The sequence below is a fragment of the Bacillus methanolicus genome (assembly GCF_028888695.1).
GTDB classification, from domain to species: Bacteria; Bacillota; Bacilli; order Bacillales; family Cytobacillaceae; genus Bacillus_Z; species Bacillus_Z methanolicus_B.
Window position 1 is genome coordinate 2,027,227 of the sequence record NZ_PNFF01000001.1, and the last position, 26,337, is coordinate 2,053,563.

23 protein-coding genes, 1 other RNA gene and 1 other annotated feature are annotated in these 26,337 nt (G+C 40.0%); of the genes, 3 read left to right on the forward strand and 21 right to left on the reverse strand.

Going from position 1 to position 26,337, the window contains the following annotated elements; genetic code table 11:
• Positions 1 to 5: 5 nt before the first annotated feature.
• From ssrS to C0966_RS10245, 4 genes are all read right to left on the reverse strand, one after another.
• A non-coding RNA gene (gene ssrS / locus C0966_RS10230) (6S RNA) lies at positions 6 to 195 on the reverse strand.
• A gap of 63 nt (positions 196 to 258) precedes the next feature.
• On the reverse strand, positions 259 to 2,034 hold the full coding sequence (aspS, locus tag C0966_RS10235; RefSeq protein WP_274855339.1) for an aspartate--tRNA ligase: 1,776 nt from the start codon (positions 2,032 to 2,034) through the stop codon (positions 259 to 261).
• A gap of 13 nt (positions 2,035 to 2,047) precedes the next feature.
• Complete coding sequence (hisS, locus tag C0966_RS10240; RefSeq protein ID WP_274855340.1) at positions 2,048 to 3,319, reverse strand: histidine--tRNA ligase; 1,272 nt, start codon at positions 3,317 to 3,319, stop codon at positions 2,048 to 2,050.
• 77 nt (positions 3,320 to 3,396) lie between these two features.
• Positions 3,397 to 3,635: a binding site (T-box leader), on the reverse strand.
• Between the two features lie 84 nt (positions 3,636 to 3,719).
• A complete protein-coding gene (locus C0966_RS10245) occupies positions 3,720 to 3,971 on the reverse strand; it encodes a hypothetical protein (protein ID WP_274855778.1) in 252 nt (83 codons plus the stop codon).
• A gap of 120 nt (positions 3,972 to 4,091) precedes the next feature.
• On the opposite strand from C0966_RS10245, the gene C0966_RS10250 reads away from it, so the two are divergent.
• Positions 4,092 to 5,645 (forward strand): SH3 domain-containing protein, encoded by a 1,554-nt coding sequence (locus tag C0966_RS10250; RefSeq protein WP_274855341.1) that lies wholly within the window; start codon positions 4,092 to 4,094, stop codon positions 5,643 to 5,645.
• A gap of 168 nt (positions 5,646 to 5,813) precedes the next feature.
• Here C0966_RS10250 and dtd read toward each other — a convergent pair whose 3' ends face one another.
• The 7 genes from dtd to C0966_RS10285 form a co-directional block, all read right to left on the reverse strand.
• Positions 5,814 to 6,254, reverse strand: a complete 441-nt coding sequence (gene dtd, locus C0966_RS10255) for a D-aminoacyl-tRNA deacylase (protein WP_274855342.1) — start codon at positions 6,252 to 6,254, stop codon at positions 5,814 to 5,816.
• Positions 6,255 to 6,265: 11 nt separating this feature from the next.
• On the reverse strand, positions 6,266 to 8,461 hold the full coding sequence (locus C0966_RS10260) for a RelA/SpoT family protein (protein WP_274855343.1): 2,196 nt from the start codon (positions 8,459 to 8,461) through the stop codon (positions 6,266 to 6,268).
• A 244-nt stretch (positions 8,462 to 8,705) separates the two neighbouring features.
• Positions 8,706 to 9,218, reverse strand: a complete 513-nt coding sequence (locus C0966_RS10265) for an adenine phosphoribosyltransferase (protein ID WP_274855344.1) — start codon at positions 9,216 to 9,218, stop codon at positions 8,706 to 8,708.
• Positions 9,209 to 11,575, reverse strand: coding sequence for a single-stranded-DNA-specific exonuclease RecJ (gene recJ / locus C0966_RS10270; RefSeq protein ID WP_274855345.1), 2,367 nt, complete (start codon positions 11,573 to 11,575; stop codon positions 9,209 to 9,211). The genes C0966_RS10265 and recJ overlap by 10 nt, the downstream gene beginning before the upstream one ends.
• 315 nt (positions 11,576 to 11,890) lie before the next feature.
• Positions 11,891 to 12,835 carry a cation diffusion facilitator family transporter gene (locus C0966_RS10275; RefSeq protein WP_274855346.1) on the reverse strand — a complete coding sequence of 315 codons (945 nt, stop codon included), beginning with the start codon at positions 12,833 to 12,835 and terminating at the stop codon, positions 11,891 to 11,893.
• A 182-nt stretch (positions 12,836 to 13,017) separates the two neighbouring features.
• The gene (gene secDF / locus C0966_RS10280; protein ID WP_274855347.1) at positions 13,018 to 15,285 is read right to left on the reverse strand and encodes a protein translocase subunit SecDF; all 2,268 of its coding nucleotides are present in this window, start codon (positions 15,283 to 15,285) and stop codon (positions 13,018 to 13,020) included.
• A gap of 181 nt (positions 15,286 to 15,466) precedes the next feature.
• Positions 15,467 to 15,763 (reverse strand): post-transcriptional regulator, encoded by a 297-nt coding sequence (locus C0966_RS10285; protein WP_274855348.1) that lies wholly within the window; start codon positions 15,761 to 15,763, stop codon positions 15,467 to 15,469.
• Between the two features lie 123 nt (positions 15,764 to 15,886).
• Here C0966_RS10285 and spoVB point away from each other — a divergent pair, with 123 nt between their 5' ends.
• Positions 15,887 to 17,449: a stage V sporulation protein B gene (gene spoVB, locus C0966_RS10290; protein ID WP_274855349.1), complete on the forward strand. Its 1,563-nt coding sequence runs from the start codon at positions 15,887 to 15,889 to the stop codon at positions 17,447 to 17,449.
• Positions 17,450 to 17,516: 67 nt separating this feature from the next.
• On the opposite strand, the gene C0966_RS10295 is transcribed toward spoVB, so the two are convergent.
• Positions 17,517 to 18,164, reverse strand: coding sequence for a DUF421 domain-containing protein (locus C0966_RS10295; RefSeq protein WP_274855350.1), 648 nt, complete (start codon positions 18,162 to 18,164; stop codon positions 17,517 to 17,519).
• A 190-nt stretch (positions 18,165 to 18,354) separates the two neighbouring features.
• Here C0966_RS10295 and C0966_RS10300 point away from each other — a divergent pair, with 190 nt between their 5' ends.
• Entirely contained in the window at positions 18,355 to 18,747 is a 393-nt protein-coding gene (locus C0966_RS10300; RefSeq protein ID WP_274855351.1) for a TIGR04086 family membrane protein, read from the forward strand.
• Positions 18,748 to 18,866: 119 nt separating this feature from the next.
• Here the strand turns inward: C0966_RS10300 and C0966_RS10305 are convergent, their stop codons facing one another.
• The 9 genes from C0966_RS10305 to C0966_RS10345 form a co-directional block, all read right to left on the reverse strand.
• Positions 18,867 to 19,490 (reverse strand): TetR family transcriptional regulator, encoded by a 624-nt coding sequence (locus C0966_RS10305; protein ID WP_274855352.1) that lies wholly within the window; start codon positions 19,488 to 19,490, stop codon positions 18,867 to 18,869.
• Positions 19,471 to 20,712, reverse strand: coding sequence for an MFS transporter (locus C0966_RS10310; protein ID WP_274855353.1), 1,242 nt, complete (start codon positions 20,710 to 20,712; stop codon positions 19,471 to 19,473). Before C0966_RS10310 ends, C0966_RS10305 begins: the two co-directional genes overlap by 20 nt.
• A 282-nt stretch (positions 20,713 to 20,994) precedes the next feature.
• Positions 20,995 to 21,276 carry a preprotein translocase subunit YajC gene (yajC, locus tag C0966_RS10315; protein ID WP_274855355.1) on the reverse strand — a complete coding sequence of 94 codons (282 nt, stop codon included), beginning with the start codon at positions 21,274 to 21,276 and terminating at the stop codon, positions 20,995 to 20,997.
• A gap of 26 nt (positions 21,277 to 21,302) precedes the next feature.
• Complete coding sequence (tgt, locus tag C0966_RS10320; protein ID WP_274855356.1) at positions 21,303 to 22,442, reverse strand: tRNA guanosine(34) transglycosylase Tgt; 1,140 nt, start codon at positions 22,440 to 22,442, stop codon at positions 21,303 to 21,305.
• A 38-nt stretch (positions 22,443 to 22,480) separates the two neighbouring features.
• Positions 22,481 to 23,509, reverse strand: a complete 1,029-nt coding sequence (gene queA / locus C0966_RS10325) for a tRNA preQ1(34) S-adenosylmethionine ribosyltransferase-isomerase QueA (protein ID WP_274855357.1) — start codon at positions 23,507 to 23,509, stop codon at positions 22,481 to 22,483.
• A gap of 39 nt (positions 23,510 to 23,548) precedes the next feature.
• A complete protein-coding gene (locus C0966_RS10330) occupies positions 23,549 to 23,755 on the reverse strand; it encodes a DUF2905 domain-containing protein (RefSeq protein WP_274855358.1) in 207 nt (68 codons plus the stop codon).
• A complete protein-coding gene (ruvB, locus tag C0966_RS10335; protein WP_274855359.1) occupies positions 23,739 to 24,752 on the reverse strand; it encodes a Holliday junction branch migration DNA helicase RuvB in 1,014 nt (337 codons plus the stop codon). The genes C0966_RS10330 and ruvB overlap by 17 nt, the downstream gene beginning before the upstream one ends.
• Positions 24,753 to 24,819: 67 nt before the next feature.
• Positions 24,820 to 25,428 (reverse strand): Holliday junction branch migration protein RuvA, encoded by a 609-nt coding sequence (ruvA, locus tag C0966_RS10340; RefSeq protein WP_274855360.1) that lies wholly within the window; start codon positions 25,426 to 25,428, stop codon positions 24,820 to 24,822.
• Positions 25,429 to 25,625: 197 nt separating this feature from the next.
• Complete coding sequence (locus C0966_RS10345; RefSeq protein WP_274855362.1) at positions 25,626 to 26,183, reverse strand: intercompartmental signaling factor BofC; 558 nt, start codon at positions 26,181 to 26,183, stop codon at positions 25,626 to 25,628.
• Positions 26,184 to 26,337: the final 154 nt, after the last annotated feature.

Below are 26,337 nucleotides of genomic sequence, written 5' to 3' on the forward strand. Positions count from 1 at the left end.
TTTGACAGAGTCCCAATCGTGCCGTCGTTTATGATGCCTTCGTTTTGAACCCGCTCTCCGCAGGTGGGTGCCTTGTTCCGGGCTTATGTAAGTCCTCTTCAAGGAGGCATTTACGCAGCCCGAAAACCCCAGGCTCCCGAAGTTATTGTTGTTCGGTCAAAACTTCAGGATTACCAACGAACACATCAGGACTCTTTATCTGTTGACTGTATATTATCATATTTAGCCAATTCATTTCAAGAAAACAGAAATAGGAATTTACTCACTTTTTTTGACATTAAGTGACAAATGCAGTTCATCCAGCTGGGCCGAACTTACTTCTCCAGGAGCTTCTGTTAACAAGCAGCTAGCACTTGCCGTCTTTGGAAACGCAATGGTATCCCGGAGATTTGTTCTCCCTGCCAACAGCATGACAAGTCGGTCAAGACCAAGCGCAATCCCACCGTGAGGCGGCGTTCCGTATTCAAATGCTTCAAGCAAGAAACCAAATTGTTCTCTTGCTTCTGATTCACTAAAGCCTAGTACTTTAAACATTTTTTCCTGGACGGTTCGTTCAAAAATTCTTAATGAACCTCCTCCAAGCTCATACCCGTTTAAAACGAGATCGTACGCTTGAGCCCGGACAGCATCCGGATTTTGGTCAAGAAGCTCAATATCTTCCCTGAATGGCATCGTAAACGGATGATGGGCTGCATAATAACGGCCTTCCTCTTCATCATATTCCAATAAAGGCCAGTCAGTAATCCATAGGAAATGGAATTTGCTCTTGTCAATCAAATCCAAGTCTTTTCCGAGCTTTGAGCGAAGTGCTCCGAGGGAATCTGCTACAACTGATTTTTTATCTGCAACAAATAACAAAAGGTCTCCTTTTTCAACTTCCAAGGCTGCATGAATCGCGTTTTGTTCTTCATCAGACAGGAATTTTGCAATAGGACCTTTCAGACCTTCTTCTTCTGCCTTAAGCCAGGCCAAACCCTTTGCTCCATAACGGGAAACAAATTCTGTTAATGAATCAATATCTTTCCTTGAATATTTGACACTAGCTCCCTTTACATTAATCGCCTTCACTTGGCCGCCATTCGCTACAGCATTCGCGAAAACTTTAAAGCTTGAATTTTTGACGATCTCAGATAAGTCAATTAATTCAAGCCCAAACCGTGTATCAGGCTTATCTGTTCCGTAACGGCTCATTGCATCATGATAGGTCATTCGCGGAAAAGGCGTCTCAATGTCCATCCCTTTTACATCTTTCATGACCTTTTTCATCATTTCTTCCATTAAAGACATGATGTCTTCCTGACTCATGAAGCTTGTTTCGATATCGACCTGTGTAAACTCCGGCTGCCGATCTGCCCGCAAGTCTTCATCCCTGAAACAGCGGGCTATTTGATAATATCTTTCGACTCCTCCAACCATCAACAGCTGTTTAAAAATTTGCGGAGATTGCGGAAGAGCAAAGAATTCACCTGGATGAACACGGCTCGGAACAAGATAATCGCGTGCTCCTTCCGGGGTGCTTTTTGTTAAAATCGGTGTTTCAATATCTAAAAATCCTTCACTGTCAAGAAAATCACGAATCGCTTTTGTGACTTGATGGCGCATTTTTAATGTTTCAAACATGATAGGACGCCTCAAGTCCAAGTAACGGTATTTTAAGCGAACTTCTTCTGATACATCTGTATGGTCGGCAATGACGAATGGAGGATTTTTTGCTTCATTCAAAATTGTTACTTTCTCAGCTTGAATTTCCACTTTCCCGGTTTTTAAATTTTCATTAATCGTGCCCTCTTCACGGGCCACAACTGTTCCTTCTATATCCAGCACATATTCAGAACGGATTTTTTCAGCCGCCTCTAACGCTTCCTTTGATATATCCGGATTAAAAACGACTTGAATAATTCCTGTCCGGTCGCGAAGATCGACAAAGATTACTCCCCCTAAATCACGGCGCTTTTGAACCCATCCTTTCAACGTTACTTTTTTACCGATTGCTTCTTCTGTTACTTCACCGCAAAAATATGTCCTTCCGAACATTTTCGATCCTCCTCTATTGATAAATCTCTTTAAATTTTTCAACGAATGAAGCTAGTTCCAGCTCCACTTGCTCACCTGATTCCATGTTTTTCACACTAATCTTATTTGCTTTTAGTTCATCATCGCCTAATACCGCTACGAATTTAGCATTCAAGCGGTCGGCAGCCTTGAACTGTGCTTTTACTTTCCGGTCAAGATAGTCTCTTTCAGCGGAAAACCCTTCATTTCTTAACTTGTATAGCAACTTCACCGTATAATCTTTTGCATCTTCGCCTAATGAAACAAGATAACAATCAAGTTTTTCATTCAACGGAAGTGTGACTCCTTCAGCCTCAAGTGCCGCAATAAGCCGTTCAATGCTTAATGCAAATCCGATGCCCGGAGTTTCCGGCCCCCCTAATTCTTCGGCAAGACCATTGTATCTTCCGCCGCCGCATAAAGTTGTAATCGCTCCAAACCCTTCTGCATCGCTCATAATTTCAAATGCAGTGTGGTTATAATAATCAAGACCGCGCACAAGGTTGGAATCAACTTCAAATTCAATATTAAGGTCGGTTAAATATGCTTGTACTTTTTCAAAGTAGGCTCGGGATTCATCATTCAAGTAATCGAGAATCGACGGTGCCGTTTTCATTAATTCATGGTCGCGGTCTTGTTTGCAGTCAAGGATCCTCATCGGGTTTTTTTCCAGCCTGTTTTGGCAATCTGAACAAAATTCACCGATTCGCGGCTGAAAATGGTTAATTAACGCTTCTCGGTGAGCACTGCGGCTTTCTTTGTCGCCGAGGCTATTAATAACCACCTTTAATTTCTTTAAACCAAGTTCTTTGTAAAGAGAAACGGCTAAGGAAATGACTTCAGCATCAATTGCCGGGTCAGCGCTTCCCATCGCTTCAACCCCAAATTGCACGAATTGGCGGTACCGGCCTGCCTGCGGCCGTTCGTAGCGAAACATCGGCCCCATATAATATAGCTTTACAGGCTGGCTCGCATTTCCGTACATTTTATTTTCTATAAAGGACCTTACGACTGGAGCTGTACCTTCCGGACGCAATGTTAAGCTTCTCTTTCCTCTGTCCTCAAACGTGTACATTTCTTTTTGGACAATATCTGTTGTATCCCCAACACCTCTAAGAAACAATTCAGTATGCTCAAAAATGGGGGTCCTTATTTCTTGATATTGAAACCTGCGGCATAATTCCCTGGCTTTCATTTCAATATATTGCCATTTTTCTACCTGGCCGGGCAGAATATCCTGTGTTCCTCTTGGTATACGGATTGACATGACCATCCTCCTGTTCATTTCTTTTGATATGTATAAGTGAAAAATAAAAAACCCCCGCTCCCTTGTTTCATTAAAAAACAAGGGACGAGAGTTTGTTTTTCCCGTGGTGCCACCCTAATTGAAGCGCAAAAGTGCACTTCCACTTTTAGCAGTTAACGCCTGCGCACGTTCTTCTCCTAATAGAGGACAAACCTTTTTCAGAGAGAAACCTACGGAGTGTTCTTTCATTAAGTCATCATGCAGAAATGTTTTCAGCCAAGACATTTCCTCTCTTTTCATGTGGGTCTTAATTACTCTTCTCCATCATCGGTTTTTCTAAAACTAGCTTTTTTAATTACATTATCATACGGAGAATCGTGTCGATTGTCAAGAGTGATTTAACTGAGTACAGGAGAATCCTTTACGAACGCTCCAGTCTTTTTTTCAGCTTTCTGACATTCCTGATTGACAAACCGAATTCAGAAGCCAATTCAAACATATTTTCATTTTGCTCTTTTTGAATAAAATCATGAAAATCAACACCGAGAATTTGATTTTCTCCTAAACTTGCAGACATTCCTTTTTCACTGAATCTCATCGTGATCACCTTTCGTTCATTTGTCACTGTATATTGTTCCCATGCTTCCGCGAAAAATATCGTTCTTTTTTCCATATTCTTGATCATTCGTTTAAAAACGATAGGATGTTTGTCCGATATTAACAATTAGGGAATGATTTTTCCATGTGTGTCCGCTAAAATAACAATAAATAACAGAAGAATGGAGGGAGCTATTTGCTCAAAAAAAGAGCAGTTTTTGTTCTGATTTGCTTCATTCTGCTTTTCGGCGGAATCGGACCTGCACCTGTTCCCGCTAAGAAGAATCAAGAAAACACAGGAATGGTGACGACGGACGGATTAAGGGTGCGGAAAGGACCGGGAACAGACTTTAAAGTCATCGGATCACTAAATAAAGGCCAAGTGATAACCATACTTGAAACAAATGAAAACTGGGCAAAAATCCAAACTTCTTTTGGTGTAGGCTGGGTTGCCAAGGAGTATGTAAGCTTTCAAACAACAAATCTTGCTATAACGGACAAGCCTCCCGTATCGAAAAAAAATAATGGAAAGATTACGATAAACTCATTAAACGTCCGTAGCTCTCCTTCTTTACATGGAAGTATTATCGGAAAGCTCCAAAGAGGAGAAGAAGTAACGGTTCTTTCACAAAGAGGAGATTGGACAGAAATCAGCTTTTCGGGGAAATCAGCATGGATCAGCAGCGAATATGTACTCGTTGAGAAAAAAGGCAGCAAGAAAAAATCAACAACACAACTTTCTTCTAATCTTGCCGGTGTGATCGGAACTGTCACAGCCACAACCCTGACTGTCCGTGACAAAGGGAACCTAAATGGAAACATCATCGGTTCTGTTTCAAAAGGACAATCGTTTCAAATCGATGAAGAAATAAATAACTGGGCTAAAATCGAATGGAAGCCCGGGAAATTCGGCTGGGTTGCCAACTGGTTTCTCGATAAAACTGAAGCAGGCGGCAATAAGTCTGAAGGACAAAACGTAAAGAACAGTACCTTAACAATAATCCATAACGGAACAAATCTTCGAAAAAGCCCAAGTGCCCATTCTGAAATCGTTCGGCGAGCAAACGAAGGAGAAACATTTCAGATTGTCAGTTTGCAAAATGATTGGTATGAAATCCGCCTTCAAAATGGAACAACTGCATTTGTTGCAGGTTGGATCGTTAGTGTTAAAGGCAACACGCCGCAAGTGGAAAAACCTGGTGCAGACATGCATTTGAAAAATAAAACGATCGTCCTGGATCCGGGACATGGGGGAAGGGATAATGGAACGACGGGAATAAGAGGAACACTGGAAAAACAAGTAACACTTAAAACCGCAAAGTTATTATATGACAAAATAAAGGCATCCGGGGCAAATGTCATTCTTACAAGAAACGATGATACATATATCTCTTTAAGCTCGCGGGTCAGCACCGCAAAGTATCATAATGCGGATGCATTTATCAGCATTCACTATGACAGCATTAAGGACCGCAGCATACGCGGAATTACAAGTTATTATTATCACTCATTCCAAAAACCTTTAGCTGCATCCGTCCATTTAGCAACAATCAGCCAGACAAAAATGAAAGATCGAGGTGTTCGTTTCGGCGATTACCATGTGCTCAGGGAAACGAACAAAAATGCCATTCTGCTTGAGCTCGGTTATTTAAGCAATCCTGCAGAAGAAATGCTCGTTACCTCGGAACAATACCAGGAATCAGTATCTTCAGGTATATTTCAAGGTCTGGCAAGATATTTTAAGCATTAAGAAAGAGGCTGACCGGAAAGGTAAGAAGCTATTACCTATAGGTCATCCTCTTATTAGAATGAAATAAAATCAAAAAATCCATATAATAATTATTTATTGAACGCCGAATTTTAGAAAAGAAAAAAACAAAGAAATGATTTACTATTTCTCCGTTTTTAAATGATCATCCTATTTGCTTTCAACAATCAATGTTACAGGTCCGTCATTAATTAACTGGACATCCATCATTGCGCCGAATTTTCCCGTCTCGACCTTCAGTCCTTTTTCCCTGAGAAACGCGTTAAAAGCTTCATAGATATTTAAAGCTTGCTCAGGTTTTGCCGCTTCCATGAAGTTGGGCCGCCTTCCTTTCCGGCAATCTCCATACAATGTGAATTGAGACACAGACAGGATTTCACCACCGACATCCAAAAGCGATAAATTCATCTTTCCGTTTTCATCCTCGAATACTCGAAGATTAGCAATTTTGTCGGCAAGAAATTTGGCATCCTCTTCCTTATCATGATGGGTGACTCCGACAAGGAGAACGAGACCTTTGCTTATTTCTCCAACGATGTTTCCATCTACCGTCACTTTTGCTTCTTTGCTTCTCTGCAAGACAACTCTCATGATTGCTCTCCTTAGTTCATAATCCTTCTAACTGCATAAATATCAGGAATTTGTTTAATGCGATCTACTACCTTTTGAAGGTGGCTGACATTATGAATAGCAATGGACATAATAATCGTCGCAACTTTATTTCGATCTGATTTTCCGGAAACTGCAGAAATGTTTGTTTTTGTTTCATTCACAGCCTGAAGAACCTCATTTAACAGCCCTCTCCGGTCATATCCGCTTATTTCGATATCCACATTATATTCTTTCCGATCATTGAGTCCTGTTTCCCATTCAACCGGAATAAGCCTCTCCTTTGCATCACCCGTATTAATATTCGGACAATCAGACCGGTGGACAGAAACTCCTCTTCCTTTCGTAATAAAGCCGACAATTTCATCTCCCGGAACCGGATTACAGCATCGTGAAAGCCGAATTAATAGATTGTCAATACCTGATACGCGAACACCAGATTCCCGTTTTTTGACAGATGGAAAAGATTTTAGTTCATTAACCGCATGAGAAATAGTTGTTACCTGTTCTAGATCACGCTTCTTCCGCCATTTTTCCGTTAATCGATTCGCAACTTGAAGAGCGGTAATACCGTTGTACCCTACTGCTGCATACATATCCTCTTCATTGGCAAAATTAAATTTTTCTGTAACTCGCATAATATTTTCGGCGGTCATAATTTCTTTTATATCGAAATCCATGTTCCGGATTTCCTTCTCAACCATTTCTCTTCCTTTTTCAACATTTTCTTCTTTTCGCTGCTTTTTAAAGAACTGGCGGATTTTATTTTTTGCCTGTGACGTTTGGGCGAGTTTCAGCCAGTCCTGGCTCGGTCCATAGGAATGTTTGGAAGTTAAAATTTCAACAATATCTCCCGTTTGCAATTTATAATCAAGTGTAACCATTTTCCCGTTTACTTTAGCGCCGATTGTCTTATTTCCAATTTCAGAGTGAATTCTGTAGGCAAAATCAATCGGTACGGAACCGGCAGGCAGTTCAATGACATCACCCTTCGGTGTAAACACGAAGACCATATCTGAAAACAAATCAATTTTTAATGATTCCATAAATTCTTCTGCGTTCGCAGTATCATTTTGAAATTCGAGAATTTCACGGAACCATGTAAGCTTTTCTTCAAAGGAAGAATTCTCGTTTACTGATTTCCCCTCTTTATAAGCCCAGTGAGCAGCAATTCCGTATTCGGCTATACGGTGCATTTCAAACGTGCGGATTTGGACTTCCAGAGGGTCCCCTTTTGGGCCAATCACTGTCGTATGAAGTGATTGGTACATATTCGGTTTCGGCATTGCAATATAATCTTTAAACCGCCCCGGCATTGGCTTCCAGCACGTATGAATGATGCCAAGAACAGCATAACAGTCTTTTATGCTGTTTACGACAATTCTGACAGCAAGAAGATCGTAAATTTCATTAAACTGTTTATTCTGAAGAGCCATCTTTCGATAGATACTATAAATATGCTTTGGCCGGCCGGAAATTTCCGCTTTAATGGAAACTTCATTAAGCCTGTTTCGGACCTCTTCAATCACTTCATCAAGATATTGCTCCCGCTCTGCCCGCTTTTTCTTCATTAAATTGACAATTCGATAATATTGCTGAGGATTTAAATATCTTAATGCCGTATCTTCGAGTTCCCATTTTATCTTTGAAATTCCAAGACGATGTGCGAGCGGAGCAAAAATTTCGAGCGTTTCATTCGAAATACGTCTCTGCTTTTCAAGAGGCAAATGCTTAAGTGTCCTCATATTATGAAGGCGGTCGGCAAGTTTAATTAATATGACGCGAATATCCTGAGCCATCGCTACAAACATTTTTCGGTGGTTTTCAGCTTGCTGCTCTTCGTGCGATTTATATTTTATTTTTCCGAGCTTTGTTACACCATCGACAAGCATGGCCACTTCATCGTTAAAAGCTTCTCTCATTTCCTCTAACGTTACATCTGTATCTTCGACAACATCGTGAAGAAAGCCGGCGGCAACCGTAATCGGATCCATCTCCAAGTCAGCAAGAATCCCCGCCACTTGGATCGGATGGATAATGTAAGGTTCTCCGGATTTCCTGTATTGGTCTGAATGAGCAGCTTTGGCAAACTCGTAAGCCTTTTTTACCAGGTTCACATGCTCTTCATTTAAATATTTTCGAGTGCAGTCGATGACTTGTTCGGCGGTTAACACTTGATCATTCGCCATGGAATCACCTTTGTTTTCTTTCATGTATTTTAAATGCTCAAAGCTTTAAATTAAATTGTTACAATCATCATTCCGCTTATCTTGTGATTGTTTACTATTATCGAAAAAAAATCGAGAGATGTAAAGTGAAGAATGCTTTTTTTTTTGTGTAAAAATAAAAATTTGTCGAAAACTGTCATTTCGAATAAATTTTCAAACAGCTTCATGTAAAAAGAGCACTACAAATCGAGTGCTCTCTTCATCATTAATACTGCATTAAAGTTAAAATATCATAGCCTTCAAGCTTTCTGCGTCCTTCCAAGTAAGTCAGCTCAATTAAAAATGCTATTCCGGCCACAACTCCCCCGAGCTTTTCTACTAATTTAACAGTCGCTTCAATTGTGCCGCCAGTCGCAAGCAAGTCATCTGTAATTAAGACTCGCTGACCGGGCTTGATTGCATCTTTATGAATTGTTAATACGTCTTCTCCATATTCAAGACCATATTTGACTTTTATTGTTTCACGAGGAAGTTTTCCATCCTTGCGGACAGGCGCAAAACCGACTCCCAATGAATATGCGACAGGGCAGCCGATAATAAAGCCTCTTGCTTCAGGACCTACGACAATATCTATATTCTTTTCCCGCGCATATTCAACAATCTGGTCTGTTGCATATTTATATGCAGCACCATTATCCATCAATGTAGTAATATCTTTAAATTGAATGCCAGGCTTTGGCCAATCAGGAACAATCGTAACGTATTGTTTTAAATCCATTCTTTCATTGCCTCCTCATTTTTCACCGACTCTTGGAAGACCTTGTCGAACCAGCTTTTTAACTGCTGAAACGAAGAATATAACAAATCATTTTCCAGAGTATATTGTGCCAGCTTATTTTGATAAGTTTTTGAATCTGTTAGATCGCGTTTGTTAATATTTTTTTCTAGTGTAATGAAACCATTGTTTATTGTAACAAAATTCAATTCAAAAAACACCTGAGACATAAATTCAATTGTTTCTTTCGTCCAGCCTCTGTATTTGGCAAGTTCATCCCCATGGCGTTTAAGATCAAACGTTCCTTTTTTTGCTAAAAAAGCATAGAACCACTTGAAATGGTCCCTCGTCGGCATGGTACTAAAAAAGTCACTGTCTTCTTTATAGAATTGGGCGAATATTCGGGCAGGCTTTTTGCCAGCTAAAAGACTTTCCAATATTTCCCTGGATGGCGGCAGATCAGCCAAGACGAGATTTAAACCGTCAATATCCATCTTTACAGCTTCTTCACATGAAGTTATCAGATGGATTTCATCATCCAGCACCCCTTTAAATTTTGGCACATTCTCTTTGTTAAAAACGACCCACTTTCGATTTTCCCGCGGAACAAACTCTGTTATTTTATCAAAGCGCTTAAGACCGCGAAAATCAAAGAGCTGCCACGATTGAACAGCTAAATCTTGAAGATAAACTTGCGGTTTGCGGATATTGTTCCACTCATTAATGGCCAATTCTCCAATTACCGATAATTTTGAAAAAGGGGAAATATGTTCATATAAATGCCCCATCCCAAAACCGACGCCATCAAGCGATGCTCCATCATTTTCAATAGTTATTTTCAGATGGCTTTGATCGGAGCCGATTTTTCGAATGGCTGCAATATTGGCATTTTCTATCAGCACTTTCGGTTTTGGATTATCCACGCCGTAAGGAGCAAGCATTTGCAATTGCTCGATCGCGGTTAAACTAATATCGCTTAATTCAATTTTTCCATCCAAATTGGTTTTCCGGATAAAATCTTCTTCTGTCAACTGTTCTTTTGCCAATGCATTAAGCCTGAAACGAAGCTCATCCACATCTTCGAGATGTAAAGTCATCCCTGCTGCCATTGGATGACCTCCAAAATGCGGCAAAATATCTCTGCATGCAGAAAGGTTTTTAAACAAATCAAAACCGTCTATACTTCTTGCAGAACCTTTTGCCAACCCTTTTTCAGTGTCAAAACTAAAAACAATCACGGGTCTGTAAAACTTCTCCACCAGTCTTGAAGCAACAATTCCAATCACTCCGGAATTCCAGCCTTCTTTTCCAATAACAAGAACTTGATATTCTTCAGGCGGATAAAAGCTTTCAACTTCTTTTACGGCTTCTTCTGTAATCTCATTCACAAGCTCTTGCCGTTCCTTATTTAACAGGTCGATTTTTTCAGCAAGCATTTCAGCTTTACGCTGATCTTCTGTTAATAATAAATCGACGGCCGATTCTGCGCTCTCGAGCCTTCCGGCGGCATTAAGCCGCGGAGCAATGACAAAGCCGATCGTTTCTTCATCAATCAATTCCGGTTCGATGCCGCTTAATTTGAGCAACCTTTGAAGGCCGATGTTTTTCGTTGCTTTCAATTGTTGAATTCCTTTATGGGCGATCAGGCGGTTTTCTCCTTTAAGAGAAACTAGATCTGCAATCGTTCCGATTGCTGCAATTTCAAGAAGGTGTTCCGGCACATTTCCATAAAGTGCGTGGGCAAGCTTAAAAGCTACTCCTACACCCGCTAATTCACGAAATGGATATGTACTGTCTTCCCGTTTCGGATGAATAATCGCCAAAGCTTTGGGAAGAACGGGTCCTGGTTCGTGATGATCAGTAATGATTAAATCGATGCCAAGGTCACTGGCAACGTCAGCTTCGTGAAGGGCCGAAATACCTGTGTCAACCGTTATTATAAGCTTAAACCCTCTTTTTGCTGCCAGCCTGAAAGCCGCTTCATTTGGACCATATCCTTCAGTAAAGCGGTTTGGTATATAATATTCAACATTTGCCCCCAAATCTCTTAATGTCATCATCATAACGGAGGTGCTGCTGACTCCATCAGCATCATAGTCGCCGTATACTAATATCGGCTCTTGCCTTTCGATCGCGAGGCGAATCCTTTCAACAGCTTTATCCATATCCTTTAATAAATAAGGATCATGAAAAGACTGATCTTTTGGAAAAAGAAAATACCGTGCACTTTCCACGGTATCGATTCCGCGATTAACAAGCAACGATGCTACCAGGGGAGTAATGTTTAAATCTTGTACTAACTTTTCTGCTTTCTGCCGGTCAGATTGTCGGACAACCCACCTTGTTTTTGACTTTAACATACGTTCACCCCTTAGCTTTTCTATTATACAAAAGGGGGCAGACAGATTCAACGAAAAGCTGAAGCGGCTCCATCAAGGTGAATCGAAATGCGAATAAGTAAAACCGGGCGGTCCCGGTTTTTTGTTTGGTTAGTCCTTAAAATGTGTTCGACGGCTCATATTTTGGATTAAAGGCTCAAATGCGTAAACGACGGCTCATTTATCATAATTAAGGCTCCTATTTAAAAACGACGACTCAGATTTCAAAATAAAGGCTCATTTACACAAGCGACGGCTACTAAATTCCTTGATCATGTTTCAAAGCGAGTAAATCCATCATCTTTCAGCTAAGAACTCTCTATTTTCGATAGCTCTATTTTCTTCGTCATTATCTGCATTGTATGGATTAATATGAACCAGCACATTGTGGACATTGGCAACTTCCAGAAGCTTTTTCTTTACTCTCTTGCCGACCCGATGGCCTTCTTCAACGGTCATTTGCGGGTCAACTGATATTTTTAAATCAATAATGACGTAGTGGCCATGCTCTCTCGCAAGTAAAGTGTCAATTTTTTTCACTTCAGGCACGTTTTCAACTATTTCTCGAAGTTCCTTGGTATCCTCGTCGTGCAAAACATGGTCAAGTGTGTTATGAATGGATTCTTTCCCAAGATCCCATGCCATTTTTAGTACCATAATTGATACAATGACTCCTACGAAAGGATCGGCGTAAACAAGCCATTCAATCCCTAGCTTTCCGCCGATGATCGCGGCCCCAATGCCAATAAGAGCAGCAATGGAAGAATACACATCAGACCTGTGCTCATACGCGTTGACTATCAGTGCATCACTATTTAATTTCTTTCCTAAATTGTATTTATAGCGAAACATCCACTCCTTTATGATGATAGAAATAATCACTGCTACCACAGCGATCATTTTGGGCGATTCGATCGGTTCAAAAAATGCTTCAACCGAACTTTTACCTATTTCAATTCCAACTAGAAGGAGAAATATGGCAACGATGATCGCTGCAACCGATTCCGCTTTCCCATGACCATATGGGTGATCTTCATCAGGCGGCCTTTTTGCAGCCCGCAATCCGACATACACAGCTAACGAACCGGCTATGTCAGAAGCTGAATGCACCGCATCCGCAATGAGAGCTTTACTGTTGGCATAAATTCCTATCACATACTTTAAAATAGCCAGAATAATGTTTCCTGCAATCCCAACTATCGCTGCAAACTCAGCTTTTTTAAATCGTTCATGATTATTCAATTGCAAACTTCCTTCCCATCTTGATGTTGATCCTATTTTGTCCAGAAAAGCGATAAGAAGTTCATTACTTATATAAAAAATCGCAAGAGCCTTGTCAGAAGCTGGTGCTGGATCGTTTGCATCGATCAAAAAGATCAATTTTTGAAGCAAACAAAAAAACAAACCGCGGTAAATACCGCAGTTTAAACTTGAGGTTCATCTGAAAATTTTCTTTTTTCTTTGTAAGTGATAATGACACCTTTTTTCTTTAGCTCTTTATGTTTCCATTCAACCCATAATTGTGCGGCAATAAATATCGATGAATAAGTTCCTACCACAAGACCAATGACTAATGCGATCGAAAACGGCCGGATCGATTCGCTTCCGAAAATCCAAAGGGCAACAACTGTGAGAATGACCATCAGCACAGTATTAATGGAACGCCCAAGAGTTTGCCGGATACTTGTATTCACGACATTTACTATTTCTTCATACGATTTTATCCGCTTCCTCTTTTGCATATTCTCGCGCATCCGGTCAAATGTTACGATCGTATCATTGATTGCATAACCAACAATCGTTAAAAGAGCCGCAATAAATGTAATGTCTACTTCCAAACGCGTAATGCTGAAAAACGGAATGACAAAGAATGCAGCGTATAATAACGCAATAACTGCCCAAACTGCCATCGGAAGCTCAAATCGAAACGTTACAAACACAATAAGCCCTAAAGAGGAAAGCAATAACGCGATGAGAGCATTTTTGGCAAGCTCCTTACCGACTGTCGGCGTAACCGTGCTGACAGTTGTATCTGCATCCAACGTTTTATCAAAATGCGTTTTTAATTCTGCAATTTCTTCTTTGGATAAAACTCCCTTAAAACGTGCAACACCAATATTTTTATCTTCACCTGATATCACAATATCATCTGTTTTCAAGTTTAATTTTCCAAGCTCTTCTGAAACCTTTACAGTTGTCAAAGGTTCTTTTGAAAGAATTTCCACACGGGTGCCGCTTGTAAAATCAATACTGAGATTCAATCCTAATACAGAGAGGACAATGATCCCTGCTACTAACAGAATTCCGGACACGGCAAAGAATTTTCTTCGATATTTGACAAAGTCGAATCTGTCAAACTTTGTCGGCAAGTCAAGAGTATCAAAATTCTCTGAGATATCTTTAATCTCACTCTTTTTGACGCCAAACCAGCCGGGTTTATTATTGAAAAGCCCGCTGTTCACCCATAAACCGAGGAGCCATCTTGACAAGTATACATTTGTAATAAAACTAATTAAAATACTGATAATTAAACTTGTCGCAAATCCTTTTACAGAGCTTGTTCCATAGAAGAATAAGACCACTCCGGCTAAAAGTGTTGTAAGGTTCGCGTCCGTCACAGTTGAGAATGAGTTTTGGTTTCCTGCTTTAAACGCTGATTTGATCGACCTTCCAACCTTTATTTCTTCTCTTATGCGCTCATATGTAATGATATTGGCATCGACAGCCATCCCGACACCTAGGATCAACGCAGCGATACCCGGCAGAGTTAAAACAACATTCATCCAGTCGAATATTAAAAGAGTCAAGTAAGTAAATACAGTTAATGTGATCGCGGCGATAAATCCTGGAAAACGATAATAGAAAATCATAAACAAGTAAACTGCCAGAACTCCAATAATACCGGCAATGACCGTTTTTTCCATTGCCTGTTCCCCAAATTGTGCACCGACTGAGGTCGAATAAATCTCATCAAGCTTCACAGGGAGAGCTCCTGCGTTTAACAGGGATGCCAGTGTTTTCGCTTCTTCAATTGTAAAATCTCCGACAATCGAAACAGTATCTTGGTTAAATACTTGGTCTACACGCGGTGCAGATAAAAATTTCGGATCTTCTTTCACCGCTTCCGCTTTGAAAGAATCATTTCCTTCCTCAAAGTCAAGCCAGATGACGAGAAGATTGTTCCCCGGACCCATGTTTACTATTTTTTCTGTTACTTCCTTAAATTTTTCGGCGCTTTTCAGTTTCAAGGAAACGCTTGGTCTTCCCTGTTCATCAAATGTTTGCTTTGCTCCGCCCTCAGCGAGGTCAGTACCGTCCATCAACTTTTTATCATTCACATCACGAAATGAAAGGTTCGCTTCTGTCGCCAGAATTTCACGGGCTTTATTTTGGTCCTTTACCCCGGCAAGCTGAACGCGGATTCGATTTTTCCCTTCGATTTGAATATTCGGCTCGCTGACGCCAAGCACGTTTACACGTTTATCTAACGCTTCAGCCGTACTTGCAAGAACTTTTTCATTAATTTTTTGTCCTTTTTCAGCCGGACTTACTTCATATAAAATTTCAAATCCACCTTGAAGATCAAGACCGAGTTTAATATTATCCAATATGTTTTTTGTCGTTGCTCCCATTACAGTACCAAATACGACAATAAAGATAAGAAAAGCAACGACGCGACCTTTTTTTACCATTATGTATAAATCCTCCTTAATTATAAGCCGCCAAAAGACAATGTATAGACCTTCACCAATGGATAGGCCAAACATTTCAGTTATAAAGCGAAAAAAATTTGTTAAATGTTTAACAAAGTTAACGTTTTTATTATGAAACAGAATAGGAATGCTGTCAATTTATCTCATTTAATCAGTAATTTTATTTCAGCAGTTCTTTTCTAGCTTCTTCATCATCCAAATCAAAATCAGCCATCATAAAAGCTTCAACAGTGGCAAAGTTCATAAATTCGTTCACCTGAACAGACAAGATTTCCTGGACAATTTGATAGAGATGAGGTTCTTTTTTCATTTTTTTCCATTTCTTTTTTATCAAAAACTCCCATAATTCCTGTTCAGTAATTTTTTCATAACCGAGCATTCGAAATTCGTTCAATTTGCTTTCCAATGCAGGTTTTACTAAGGTGCGAAAACGATCATATTCATGGCCGACTTCCATTTTCAGCAGCCTCCTCACGAATTCTTTTTCTAAAGTTGCCCCATCCTTGTCATGCTTTGTCCACTTATCTGCATATATTTAATTGTATATGATTACACGTATTTTGAGAAGGCAGGGAAAAGGATGTCTAAGTTTGTTAAGGGAACGATTATTTTATTATTAGCGGGTCTGGTGACAAGAGTTTTAGGCTTTATCAACCGGATTGTAATTGCCCGTTTCATCGGCGAAGAAGGAGTTGGACTTTATATGATGGCCTTTCCGACTCTCATGCTCGTCATAGCCATTACGCAACTCGGGCTTCCTGTTGCCATATCAAAAAATGTTGCGGAGGCAGAAGCAAAAGGAGATTTTCAAAAAGTAAAAAGGATTCTCGTTGTCTCACTCGCAACAACTATTTCTTTATCAGTTATATTTACTCCATCACTTATCATCCTGGCTCCGTATTTATCTGAAACTCTTTTTACTGATCCGCGGACCCACTATCCTTTGCTGGCAATTGCACCGATTGTTCCGATCGTTGCTGTTTCTTCCGTAATCCGCGGTTATTTCCAGGGAAGGCAAAATATGAAACCGGCTGCCGTTTCACAAATCCTTGAGCAAATTGTTCGAATTACGCTCATTGCAGTGTTGACAAAAACATTTCTACCGTATGGGATTGAATATGCAGCTGCGGCAGCCATGTTTGCGTCTGTTATCGGTGAATTAGTTTCTCTCATTTTTTTAATGACAACCTTTAAGATAAAAAAAAGATTTCCGCTCAGGAAAAAGTTTTTTTCGTACCTTCAATCTGGAAAACCTGTGTTTTACGAACTGATGAATGTTGCACTTCCGACAACTGGAAGCCGGCTAGTCGGCAATATTTCCTGGTTTCTTGAACCTATTGTTGTCACACATAGCCTTGCACTTGCCGGTGTAGCGGCTGTGGATGCTACAAAACAGTATGGGGCATTGACAGGATATGCATTACCGCTTCTCGTCTTACCATCTTTTATTACATATTCCCTGTCAACCTCGCTTGTACCGGCAATCAGTGAAGCAAATTCGCAGAATAATATGGGCTTAATTGAATATCGCCTTCAGCAATCTCTTCGATTTTCTCTAGTAACTGGCGGGCTTGCAGTTGTCGTTCTTTACGTTTTATCGGAAGAACTCATGCAAATTATGTACGGTTCAAAAACCGGTGCTCCGTTTATTAAATTGTTGGCTCCTTTCTTTCTGTTCTACTATTACCAAGGGCCATTGCAAGCAGTGCTGCAAGCACTCGACCTTGCAAGAGCAGCCTTGATTAACAGTTTAATTGGAAATGTAGTAAAAATTGGGGTTATTTTCCTTCTTGCAAGCCAGCCGGGATTCGGGATTTACGGTGCCGCTTTAGGAATCGTTGTCGGATTCGTCCTTGTCACAATGCTTCACTTTGCAACCGTTTTAAAAACGATTTCATTCACATTCTTCATTCGCGACTATGTTAAAATATTTATTGTCATGGGGATTGCAGGCTGGGGCGGCTTTTGGCTTATGGAAAACAGATTGCTTGAATCTCCGCTTTTTGTAAAAATAATGGCATCAGCAACCGGGATGACATTTATCTACTTTATTCTTCTGTTATTGTTTGGATTATTAAAAAGCGATGAAATAAAACGAATCCCATGGATAGGGAAACCTCTTTCCAAACTTTCTTTCAGATAAATTGTAAGCACGCGTGAATCGTTCAGCGTGCTTTTTAGGTCGTTTTGCAAAAATAATCAGGTTGATTTTATTGCTGGTCTTTAAGATCAATAAAAAACTGTCCGTCCTGAAAGCTGCAAAATGAGATCTCTTTTATATCCTTATAACCCATATGACGCAATTCCTGCCGAAGCCATAAATTCGTTTTATTAATCTTTCTAAGGTTTTCTTCTTGGATGGCCCCGTCGATAATAAGCGGCATCGTGATATTTACTTGATTATCATCTGTTCTTTCAAACACTGAAAGGTTCCCGGACGGCTCTAATATAGCAAATTCGACATCGGCAATATTTTGAATCTGATTTTCTCTTAATTGGAGCATCAAATCATCAAAATTATACCGCTGTTTTCTCATTGCTTCTTCGTCTATTTTACCTCTGTTAATAATAACTGTCGGCCGGCCATCAACGATATCCCGAAATTTTTTGCTTTTTAATGAGAGTAACGCCAAAACAAATTGGACGATCATTAATAACCCCATCGGCAGAATCGTATGAATAAGAGGATCTTCTGTATTTTCAATCGCCACGACAGCCAACTCCGCAACCATAATGTTTACTACGAGATCTAATATGCTCAATTCACCAATTTCTCTTTTGCCCATCAGCCGAAAAATAACAAAAATCAATCCGTAAAGGAATAAAGTTCGAAAGATGATGAGAATGTATTCTTCCATATCAGACTCTCCCTTCAAGACATTCAAATTTACTTTTTGACGAAAAGACAGAAATATGATGTGCAAGTTTTACCAATACAAGATATAATTTTTATTCTAATTCTGTTTTTCTTGAATATTCATGTACTAGAAACAAGCTGTTTATATTCAACGGCTTGGCATATTGCCGTTCGGCGTGGAAAAGGAGAGGGTGAAAATAGAGACAAAAAATTTCGGTACGGCTGTATTGTACGGGGTTATCGCAATATTCTTATTCGCAATTATTAGCAGCTTAATCTTTTCTCTTATTTTACGGTTCACTTCTGCCCAAGAGTCCGGAATCCAAATGTTCGTAACAATCATATCTTTTACTGCACTGTTTATCGGCGGTTTTATTTCCGGGGGAAAAGGGAAGCAAAAAGGGTGGCTGCTTGGAGGATTAACGGGCCTCTTATATTCAATAATCGTTTTCTTGTTCCAATTTCTTGGCTTTGACAGTCTGTTTACACTGAAACAGCTTATTTATCATATCTGTTATGTGCTTGTGGCAATGATGGGGGGAATTTTAGGGGTAAATTTGTCGTCAAAATCAAGAAATTCCTAAAAAGAAGCAAGCGATAAACATAACTGTACTAAAATGGTTAGAGGATATTATGTTCAATATAAGAAATAAGAACATATATCCTCTTTTTAATAGGACATAGAATACAAAAGAGAACATAATCATTCGGTCTGTTCTACTCCTAACAAGTTTTTTAGCGTTTGACGCAAGGTATTCATTTGTTGTTGTATTTTTACTTCATCTGTACCTAAATAAATTGCTTCCATAATTAGTCCATCTAAAAAGGCCACTACAAAACGGGCGACTTGAGAAATGGGAATATCCGGCTTAAATTCCTCTTCGTCAACTCCTTTTTGAAACAAAAGCTCAAGTACTTCCACCGCTTTTTGATAGCGATTGGATAAAAAAGCATCTTTAGTCTTTTCACGCAATTCAATCATGTAATACTCAAGAATTACCGGAGTCAAGCTTTCATCTACTTCCTTAATTTCTTGTTCTTGAGCCTCCAAAAACCGAAGAACTCCTTCCCAAGTTGATGAAACATTTTGATGCAAAAGATCAATCTCTTCTACTTGTTGCTTATCAATAAAATTGATTAATTCTTTAAACAAATCTTCGCGATTGGAAAAGTATAAATAAACCCCTCCCCGGCTCATTCCTGATTCATCAACGATATCTTGCATAGTTGTCTTTTCAAATCCTTTTCTTTTAAAGACACGAATAGCTGCTTCTAAAATTTTGCAACGACGATATTCACGGTGTTCTTCAGAAACTTTCGGTGACATCTGACTCCTCCATTTCCATTTTTCTATTGCTTAACAATAACAAACCAACAACAAGCAGTAAACCGCCGGAAACGATAAAGACGGGGATTATTCCAAAGAAAGTAGCTAAAATTCCTCCACTCAAAGGACCGACAATGGTAGCAAAAGTACTTACACTATTGATCACACCAAATACCCGACTCGTTAAATTCTCCGGTGTTTTCTTCTGGGCAGTTGCTTGAAATGGTACGATCACTGCGCCAGCCATGCCTCCACCCAACAAGGCAAGTAATGGACACCAAACCCATACCAATCCTAATTGAATTTGTGTAAAGCAGGCCAACAAACCAAATGCGATTCCTATGCCCATAGAACCGATGGACATGGCCGGGATCGCAGGAACACCGCTTCGGCTGCTTAGCCATCCTGCTACAGCAAGAGTCCCCAGTCCAGTTGCTCCCATAATTACACCAAATAACTCCGTCGTTCCGCCTGGAATGAGGCGAAACAATGTAATGAGCTGTGCATCAGCTAAAGTTATGACAAACATCGCTAAACTAAATACAAAAGTTCCATACATTAAAAAGGAGGTTCTCTTAATAAATGAAAAACCTTCTTTCATCTGAACCAGCATAGGAATACTGTCTGATTTAATTTCTTCGCGATACTTTTCTTGCCGCTTTGGTACTCCTAATAAAAACAGGGCAGAAAGTAAAAATCCTCCTGCATTAATATAAAATGCAGACATAGTTCCAAATACTGCAACAAGTACTCCTCCCACAGCCGGGCCAATAATTCGGCAGCCATAATCAATCACGGTGCTGATTCCAACTGCTTGATCCATTTGTTCAACAGATACAATCTCACGTAATTTTCCATTTTTTGCAGGAGTAAAAATAGCTTCAAAGGTACCTTTAAGTACAAGCAGAAGATAAATTTGCCACGTGGCTGTAGTAAATACGATTGAAAACATAATGACTGCACGTGCGATATCTGACAACATCATTAAAGACTTTCTTTCTAATCGATCAGCAAACAAACCAGAAATCGGGCCAAATACAACAGTAGGAACACTTGTTGCCAATACGACCATAGCCATTTCCAATGGTGTCGCATCTTTTTCAAAACCGAATAAGGCAAGTAAAGCTAATATTACAATACCTTCACCAAGTGCAGAAGCAAATTGAGCTGTAATTAGAAAAAGGAAAGAACTGTTTTTCCATATTTGCTTTTTTTGATTCATGAATATCACCTCTTTAAAAAATAACGACGTCGTTGTCATTATTATAAAAGACATTAGTGTCGTTTTCAACCATTTTTTGTTAAAAATTCATGTTTTACTATCTGTATTTTTTTTTTCATATGTTCAGCCACCAATTTACATTGGATGTAGCCCATTGATCATTCAAGTCCAAACAACAAAAGGTAAGCACATATTAAACATGTTAAACATGTCTAATATGTGCTTACCTTTATTTGTTAAAACTTTTTAGATTTTAGATAATAATACGATCTGCTGCATATTTTATTTTCCTGATCCTTCGCCGGCCGGCTGGATTACTTCGCGAACTGCCGCACGGTCATATGTAAGACGGCTTCCATCTCCGCATTTGATAACGATTGTATCTTCGTCAAGCGCATCGACAATTCCATGAAGGCCGCCAATTGTCACGATTTTATCACCTTTTTTCAAATCGTTTTGCATTTGCTGAACCGCCTTTTGGCGTTTTTGCTGCGGGCGGATGAGTAAAAAGTAGAAAATCACGAACATTAACAAAACCGGGATTAAAGAACCGATTGCTTCCATCTTTATTTCTCCTTTCAAGCTGTATTCTAAAAGTTTTTAGCATTCGGTTTGTTGAAACCGTATTTTTCAAAAAACTCTTCTCTGAAGTCTCCAAGCCGATCTTCACGGATCGCTTGTCTGACTTGCTCCATTAATTTTAGCAGAAAATATAAATTATGGTAAGTTGTAAGACGAATTCCGAATGTTTCCTCACTTTTGATCAAATGGCGAATATATGCACGTGTATAATTGCGGCAAGTATAGCAGTCACAATTTGGATCTAAAGGTCCAAAATCACGGGCATACTTGGCGTTTTTCACGACAAGCCGGCCTTCACTTGTCATTAATGTACCGTTTCGGGCGATTCTTGTCGGGAGTACGCAGTCAAACATATCAATTCCGCGAATCGCTCCGTCAATCAGTGAATCCGGTGAACCGACACCCATCAAATATCTCGGTTTATTAGCAGGCAATAGCGGAGTCGTGAATTCAAGAACACGGTTCATCACATCCTTCGGCTCCCCGACTGACAATCCTCCGATCGCATAACCAGGAAAATCAAGTGAAACTAAATCTTTAGCACTTAGCCTTCTTAACTCCTCGTATTCTCCTCCTTGAACGATTCCAAACAACCCTTGATCATTCGGACGTTTGTGAGCCTTCAAGCAGCGCTCCGCCCAGCGTGAAGTGCGTTCAACCGACTTTTTCATATATTCAAAGGTCGCCGGATATGGAGGACATTCATCAAATGCCATCATAATATCGGAACCAAGGGCATTTTGAATTTCCGTCGCTTTTTCAGGTGATAAAAACAATTTATCTCCATTTAAATGGTTGCGGAAGTGAACTCCTTCTTCTTCTATTTTTCGAAACTCGCTTAAACTGAACACCTGAAACCCGCCGGAATCCGTCAAAATCGCACGATCCCAATTCATAAATTTGTGCAGTCCGCCGGCTTCTTCTATAATTTCATGCCCGGGGCGAAGCCATAGATGATACGTGTTGCTTAATATAATGCCTGCTCCCATTTCTTTCAGTTCTTCAGGCGACATCGTTTTAACGGTAGCAAGCGTTCCTACCGGCATAAATGCGGGTGTATCGAAAGAGCCATGCGGCGTATGGACTCGTCCTAACCGAGCTCCTGTTTGTTTATCTGTTTTGATCAGTTCAAATCGTATAGCAGTCAAAATCCGTTCTCCTTCCAATTACAGCTTAAAATCTACAATTAAAGTATTAACATTGCGTCTCCAAAACTAAAAAAGCGGTACCTTTCCTGAACGGCAAGGTTATAGGCACGAAGAACATTCTCCCTGCCTGCAAGAGCGGAGACAAGCATGATCAGGGTTGATTTAGGCAAGTGAAAGTTAGTGATCATGCCATCAATCGCTTTAAACTCATATCCCGGATAGATGAAAATGTCTGTCCAACCGTTTTCAGCCGCGAATTTGCCATTGTGTGCCGAAGCAATCGTTTCCAACGTTCTCGTTGAGGTTGTTCCGACCGTGATAATTCTGCCGCCTTGTTTTCGGACTTCGTTTAATAAAGCGGCTGTTCCTTCAGACATTTGATAAAACTCTGAATGCATTTCATGTTCATCGACATTCTCAACATTGACCGGCCGGAAGGTTCCAAGGCCTACATGAAGTGTAATAAAAGCAATATGTATACCCATCTTCCTTAGTTCTTCCAATAGCTCTTCCGTAAAATGGAGCCCTGCGGTCGGTGCAGCAGCCGATCCTCTTTCCCGGGCATAAACCGTTTGGTAGCGGTCTTTATCTTCAAGCTGTTCTTTAATATAAGGCGGAAGCGGCATTTCACCAAGCTTTTCGAGCACTTCATAAAAAATCCCGTCATAATAAAATTCAAAGATTCTTCCGCCATGCTCTGTCGCACCGACACAAACGGCCGAAAGAACGCCATTGCCAAATTCGATGCGCGTTCCTTCTTTTACGCGCTTAGCCGGCTTCACGAGCGTTTCCCAGCGGTCTCCATCTTGCTGTTTCAAAAGCAGAATTTCCACTTTCGCTCCTGTATCTGTTTTTATGCCGAACAGTCTTGCTGGAAGAACTCGCGTATCATTTAATACGAGGCAGTCTCCTGCTTTCAAGTATTCCTTAATATTTTTGAAAAAATCATGTTTGACCTCGCCTGTCTCTTTATTTAATACCATTAATCGGCTATCTGTCCGATTTTTTAACGGCGTCTGTGCGATTAATTCCTCAGGCAGGTCAAAGTCAAATAATTCTACTTTCATTGTTTTCACCTTTTGTCTTTCAGAAAAATTGATATGCATTTACCGAAAACGTCCGATAAAGTAAAAAATAGCTGACAGTAAAATACTTAATAAAATCGACGTTGTAATCGGAAAATAAAAAGTTGCATTTTCTTTTTTAATGATAATATCTCCCGGAAGTCTTCCTATTGAAATAAATTGCATGAAAAATCCGCCGATAAAAATAATCGCACCGATCATCATAAGCATTTTAGGCAAACCTGTCATTTGTAGGCACCTCCATATGAAAATGGCGATAAACTAATTCAGTAACCATTCTTCCCCTCGGCGTTCGTTGAAGAAAACCGATCTGTAATAAATATGGTTCATAAACATCCTCGATCGTATGCGGTTCTTCGCCGATTGTTGCTGCGATCGTTTCAAGGCCGACCGGGCCGCCCCTGAATTTTTCTATAATACCTTTTAATAGTTTATGATCAATATGGTCAAGACCAAGACGGTCTACCTGCATGAATTCTAATGCTTTATCGGCAAGCTCCGCATTGATGGAGCCGTTCCCAATTACTTGGGCAAAATCCCTTACGCGTCTTAGCAGTCTGTTTGCAATTCTTGGTGTTCCCCTTGATCTTCTGGCAATCTCGCTCGCAGCTTCTTGATCAATTTTCGTTTCCAGCAAACTTGCGGTCCGCGTAACAATATTTCTTAATTGCTCTTCTGTATAGTATTCCAATCTGCTTAGAACTCCAAACCGGTCTCTTAAAGGCGCCGACAAAGAACCTGCTCTCGTTGTAGCACCGACTAGCGTAAACGGCGGAAGATCAAGGCGGACGGAACGGGCGCTCGGCCCCTTTCCAATGACAATATCAAGGCAAAAATCTTCCATTGCCGGATATAATACTTCTTCGATTGATCTTGGCAGCCTGTGAATTTCATCAATAAAAAGAACATCACCCGGATTAAGCGAAGTTAAAATGGCTGCCAAATCGCCGGGCCTTTCGATCGCCGGGCCTGACGTTGTCCGTAAATTGACTCCCATTTCATTGGCAATAATCGCTGCCAATGTTGTTTTTCCAAGTCCGGGCGGGCCATAAAGGAGGACATGATCCAATGTCTCCTGGCGAAGCTTGGCTGCTTCAATAAAAACTTCCAGGTTTGCTTTTACTTTATCTTGGCCGATATACTGTTTCAACGTTTGCGGACGCAAACTGAGTTCAAAAGACATATCTTGAACATCAGCTTCACTAGAAATAATCCTTTCTTCCATCCGTATCACCCTTTTGAATTCACTTCATACTGGATTTATCAGGCTGAAATGATCCGTGCTAAAAAACTTATTTCAAGAGCTTTTGCAAAGCTTTTTTTAAATATTGATCTGTTGAAAGCTTTTCCTTTTTTAATTCCGGAGAAATTTTATTAATTTCTTTTTCCGAATACCCGAGTGCTTTTAAAGCGAGAACCGCTTCCTCAAATTCTGCAGAATAGCCTAGTGATCGCTGTTTATCATCAGATGTAAATAAATTTGGAATCGAATCAGGCACAAGATCGTGCAGTTTCCCTTTTAAATCCAGAATCATTTGTCTTGCCGTTTTTTTACCAACCCCAGGGAATTTTACAAGAAAAGCTTCATTTTCATTTTCAATTGCCTGAACAACTTGTTCAGGCTCTCCTGAAGCAAGAATCGCAAGGGCTCCCTTCGGACCTATTCCGGAAACGTTAAGAAGTTTCGTAAAAAGTGTTTTTTCTTCCCTTGATCGGAAACCGTATAAAGCCATTATATCTTGTCTGACATAATGATAGGTATAGACACGAACTTCTTTACCGCTTTCTTTTGAATAGAGGAATGGATTCGGAGTTGCAATTTGATAACCTATGCCATTATTTTCAATAACGATGTACTCAGGGCCGACGAATTCAACAGTTCCTTTAATAAATTCAAACAATGACCTTCTCTCCCCTGTTTTGCTGTACCTCATTGTATCATACAATTTTTACTGATACGAAAAAATTGGTTGTTATTTTTAATTGTTTATTATGGACACATTCAAAGTTGAATCAAAAAAACTATCAGTGTTTAATGAACTTTTGTACAAGATATAAATAACAAGAAAGAGGCTGACATTGATCGCCAGCCCCTATTTTATGATTGATTTCCTTCTTTTGAATAGTTTTTAAAAGATTCAAGTACTTCTTCATACCTGTCTTTTGTTTTTATGGGAATTCCCTTTTTGAGCTGCTCCCATTTCGCGCTCTCTAATTTCCCTAAATCAATATGGAAAAATGATTGTATTATATTTGAATGTCCGGGTTTTCCATTATATATTGTTAAGATTCCATCATCTGTTATGCCAAAATATCCGTTTGCTTTTAACAACGGTGAAATATCGTCAATCTGTTGCCGGAGAACAACTTGATTTTCCGACATATCCAGCAGCTGCCATTCCTTGTATTTTGCCCAAAAATCTTTCATTGACCAAATCGTTTCGATTACTTTCTCTTCACTTATTTCCCCGTCTAAATACTTTCTTTCTAAAATGACCGTAATTTTGACAGGGCCGGGTGTGATGTCATTGTCATTTTTTTTTGTTTCTTGAGCAGATGCTGATCCGTCCACAGGCGCTCCATATTGCGGAATATAAAGACCAGAAACAAATACCGCTAATAAAGTGAACACGTTCATTGCCCATTTGGTTCTCATCAATGATCACCTCGTTTAAGATACGGAATTCCCATCCGCTTTTCAATTTATACACCCATAGTCTCACCATTTTATTCAAGTTTATACCTGAGGTCAGGCCCGCACTACGTTAAAGCGTTAATGTATTGAGGGTCTGGCCCGCACTACGTTAAAG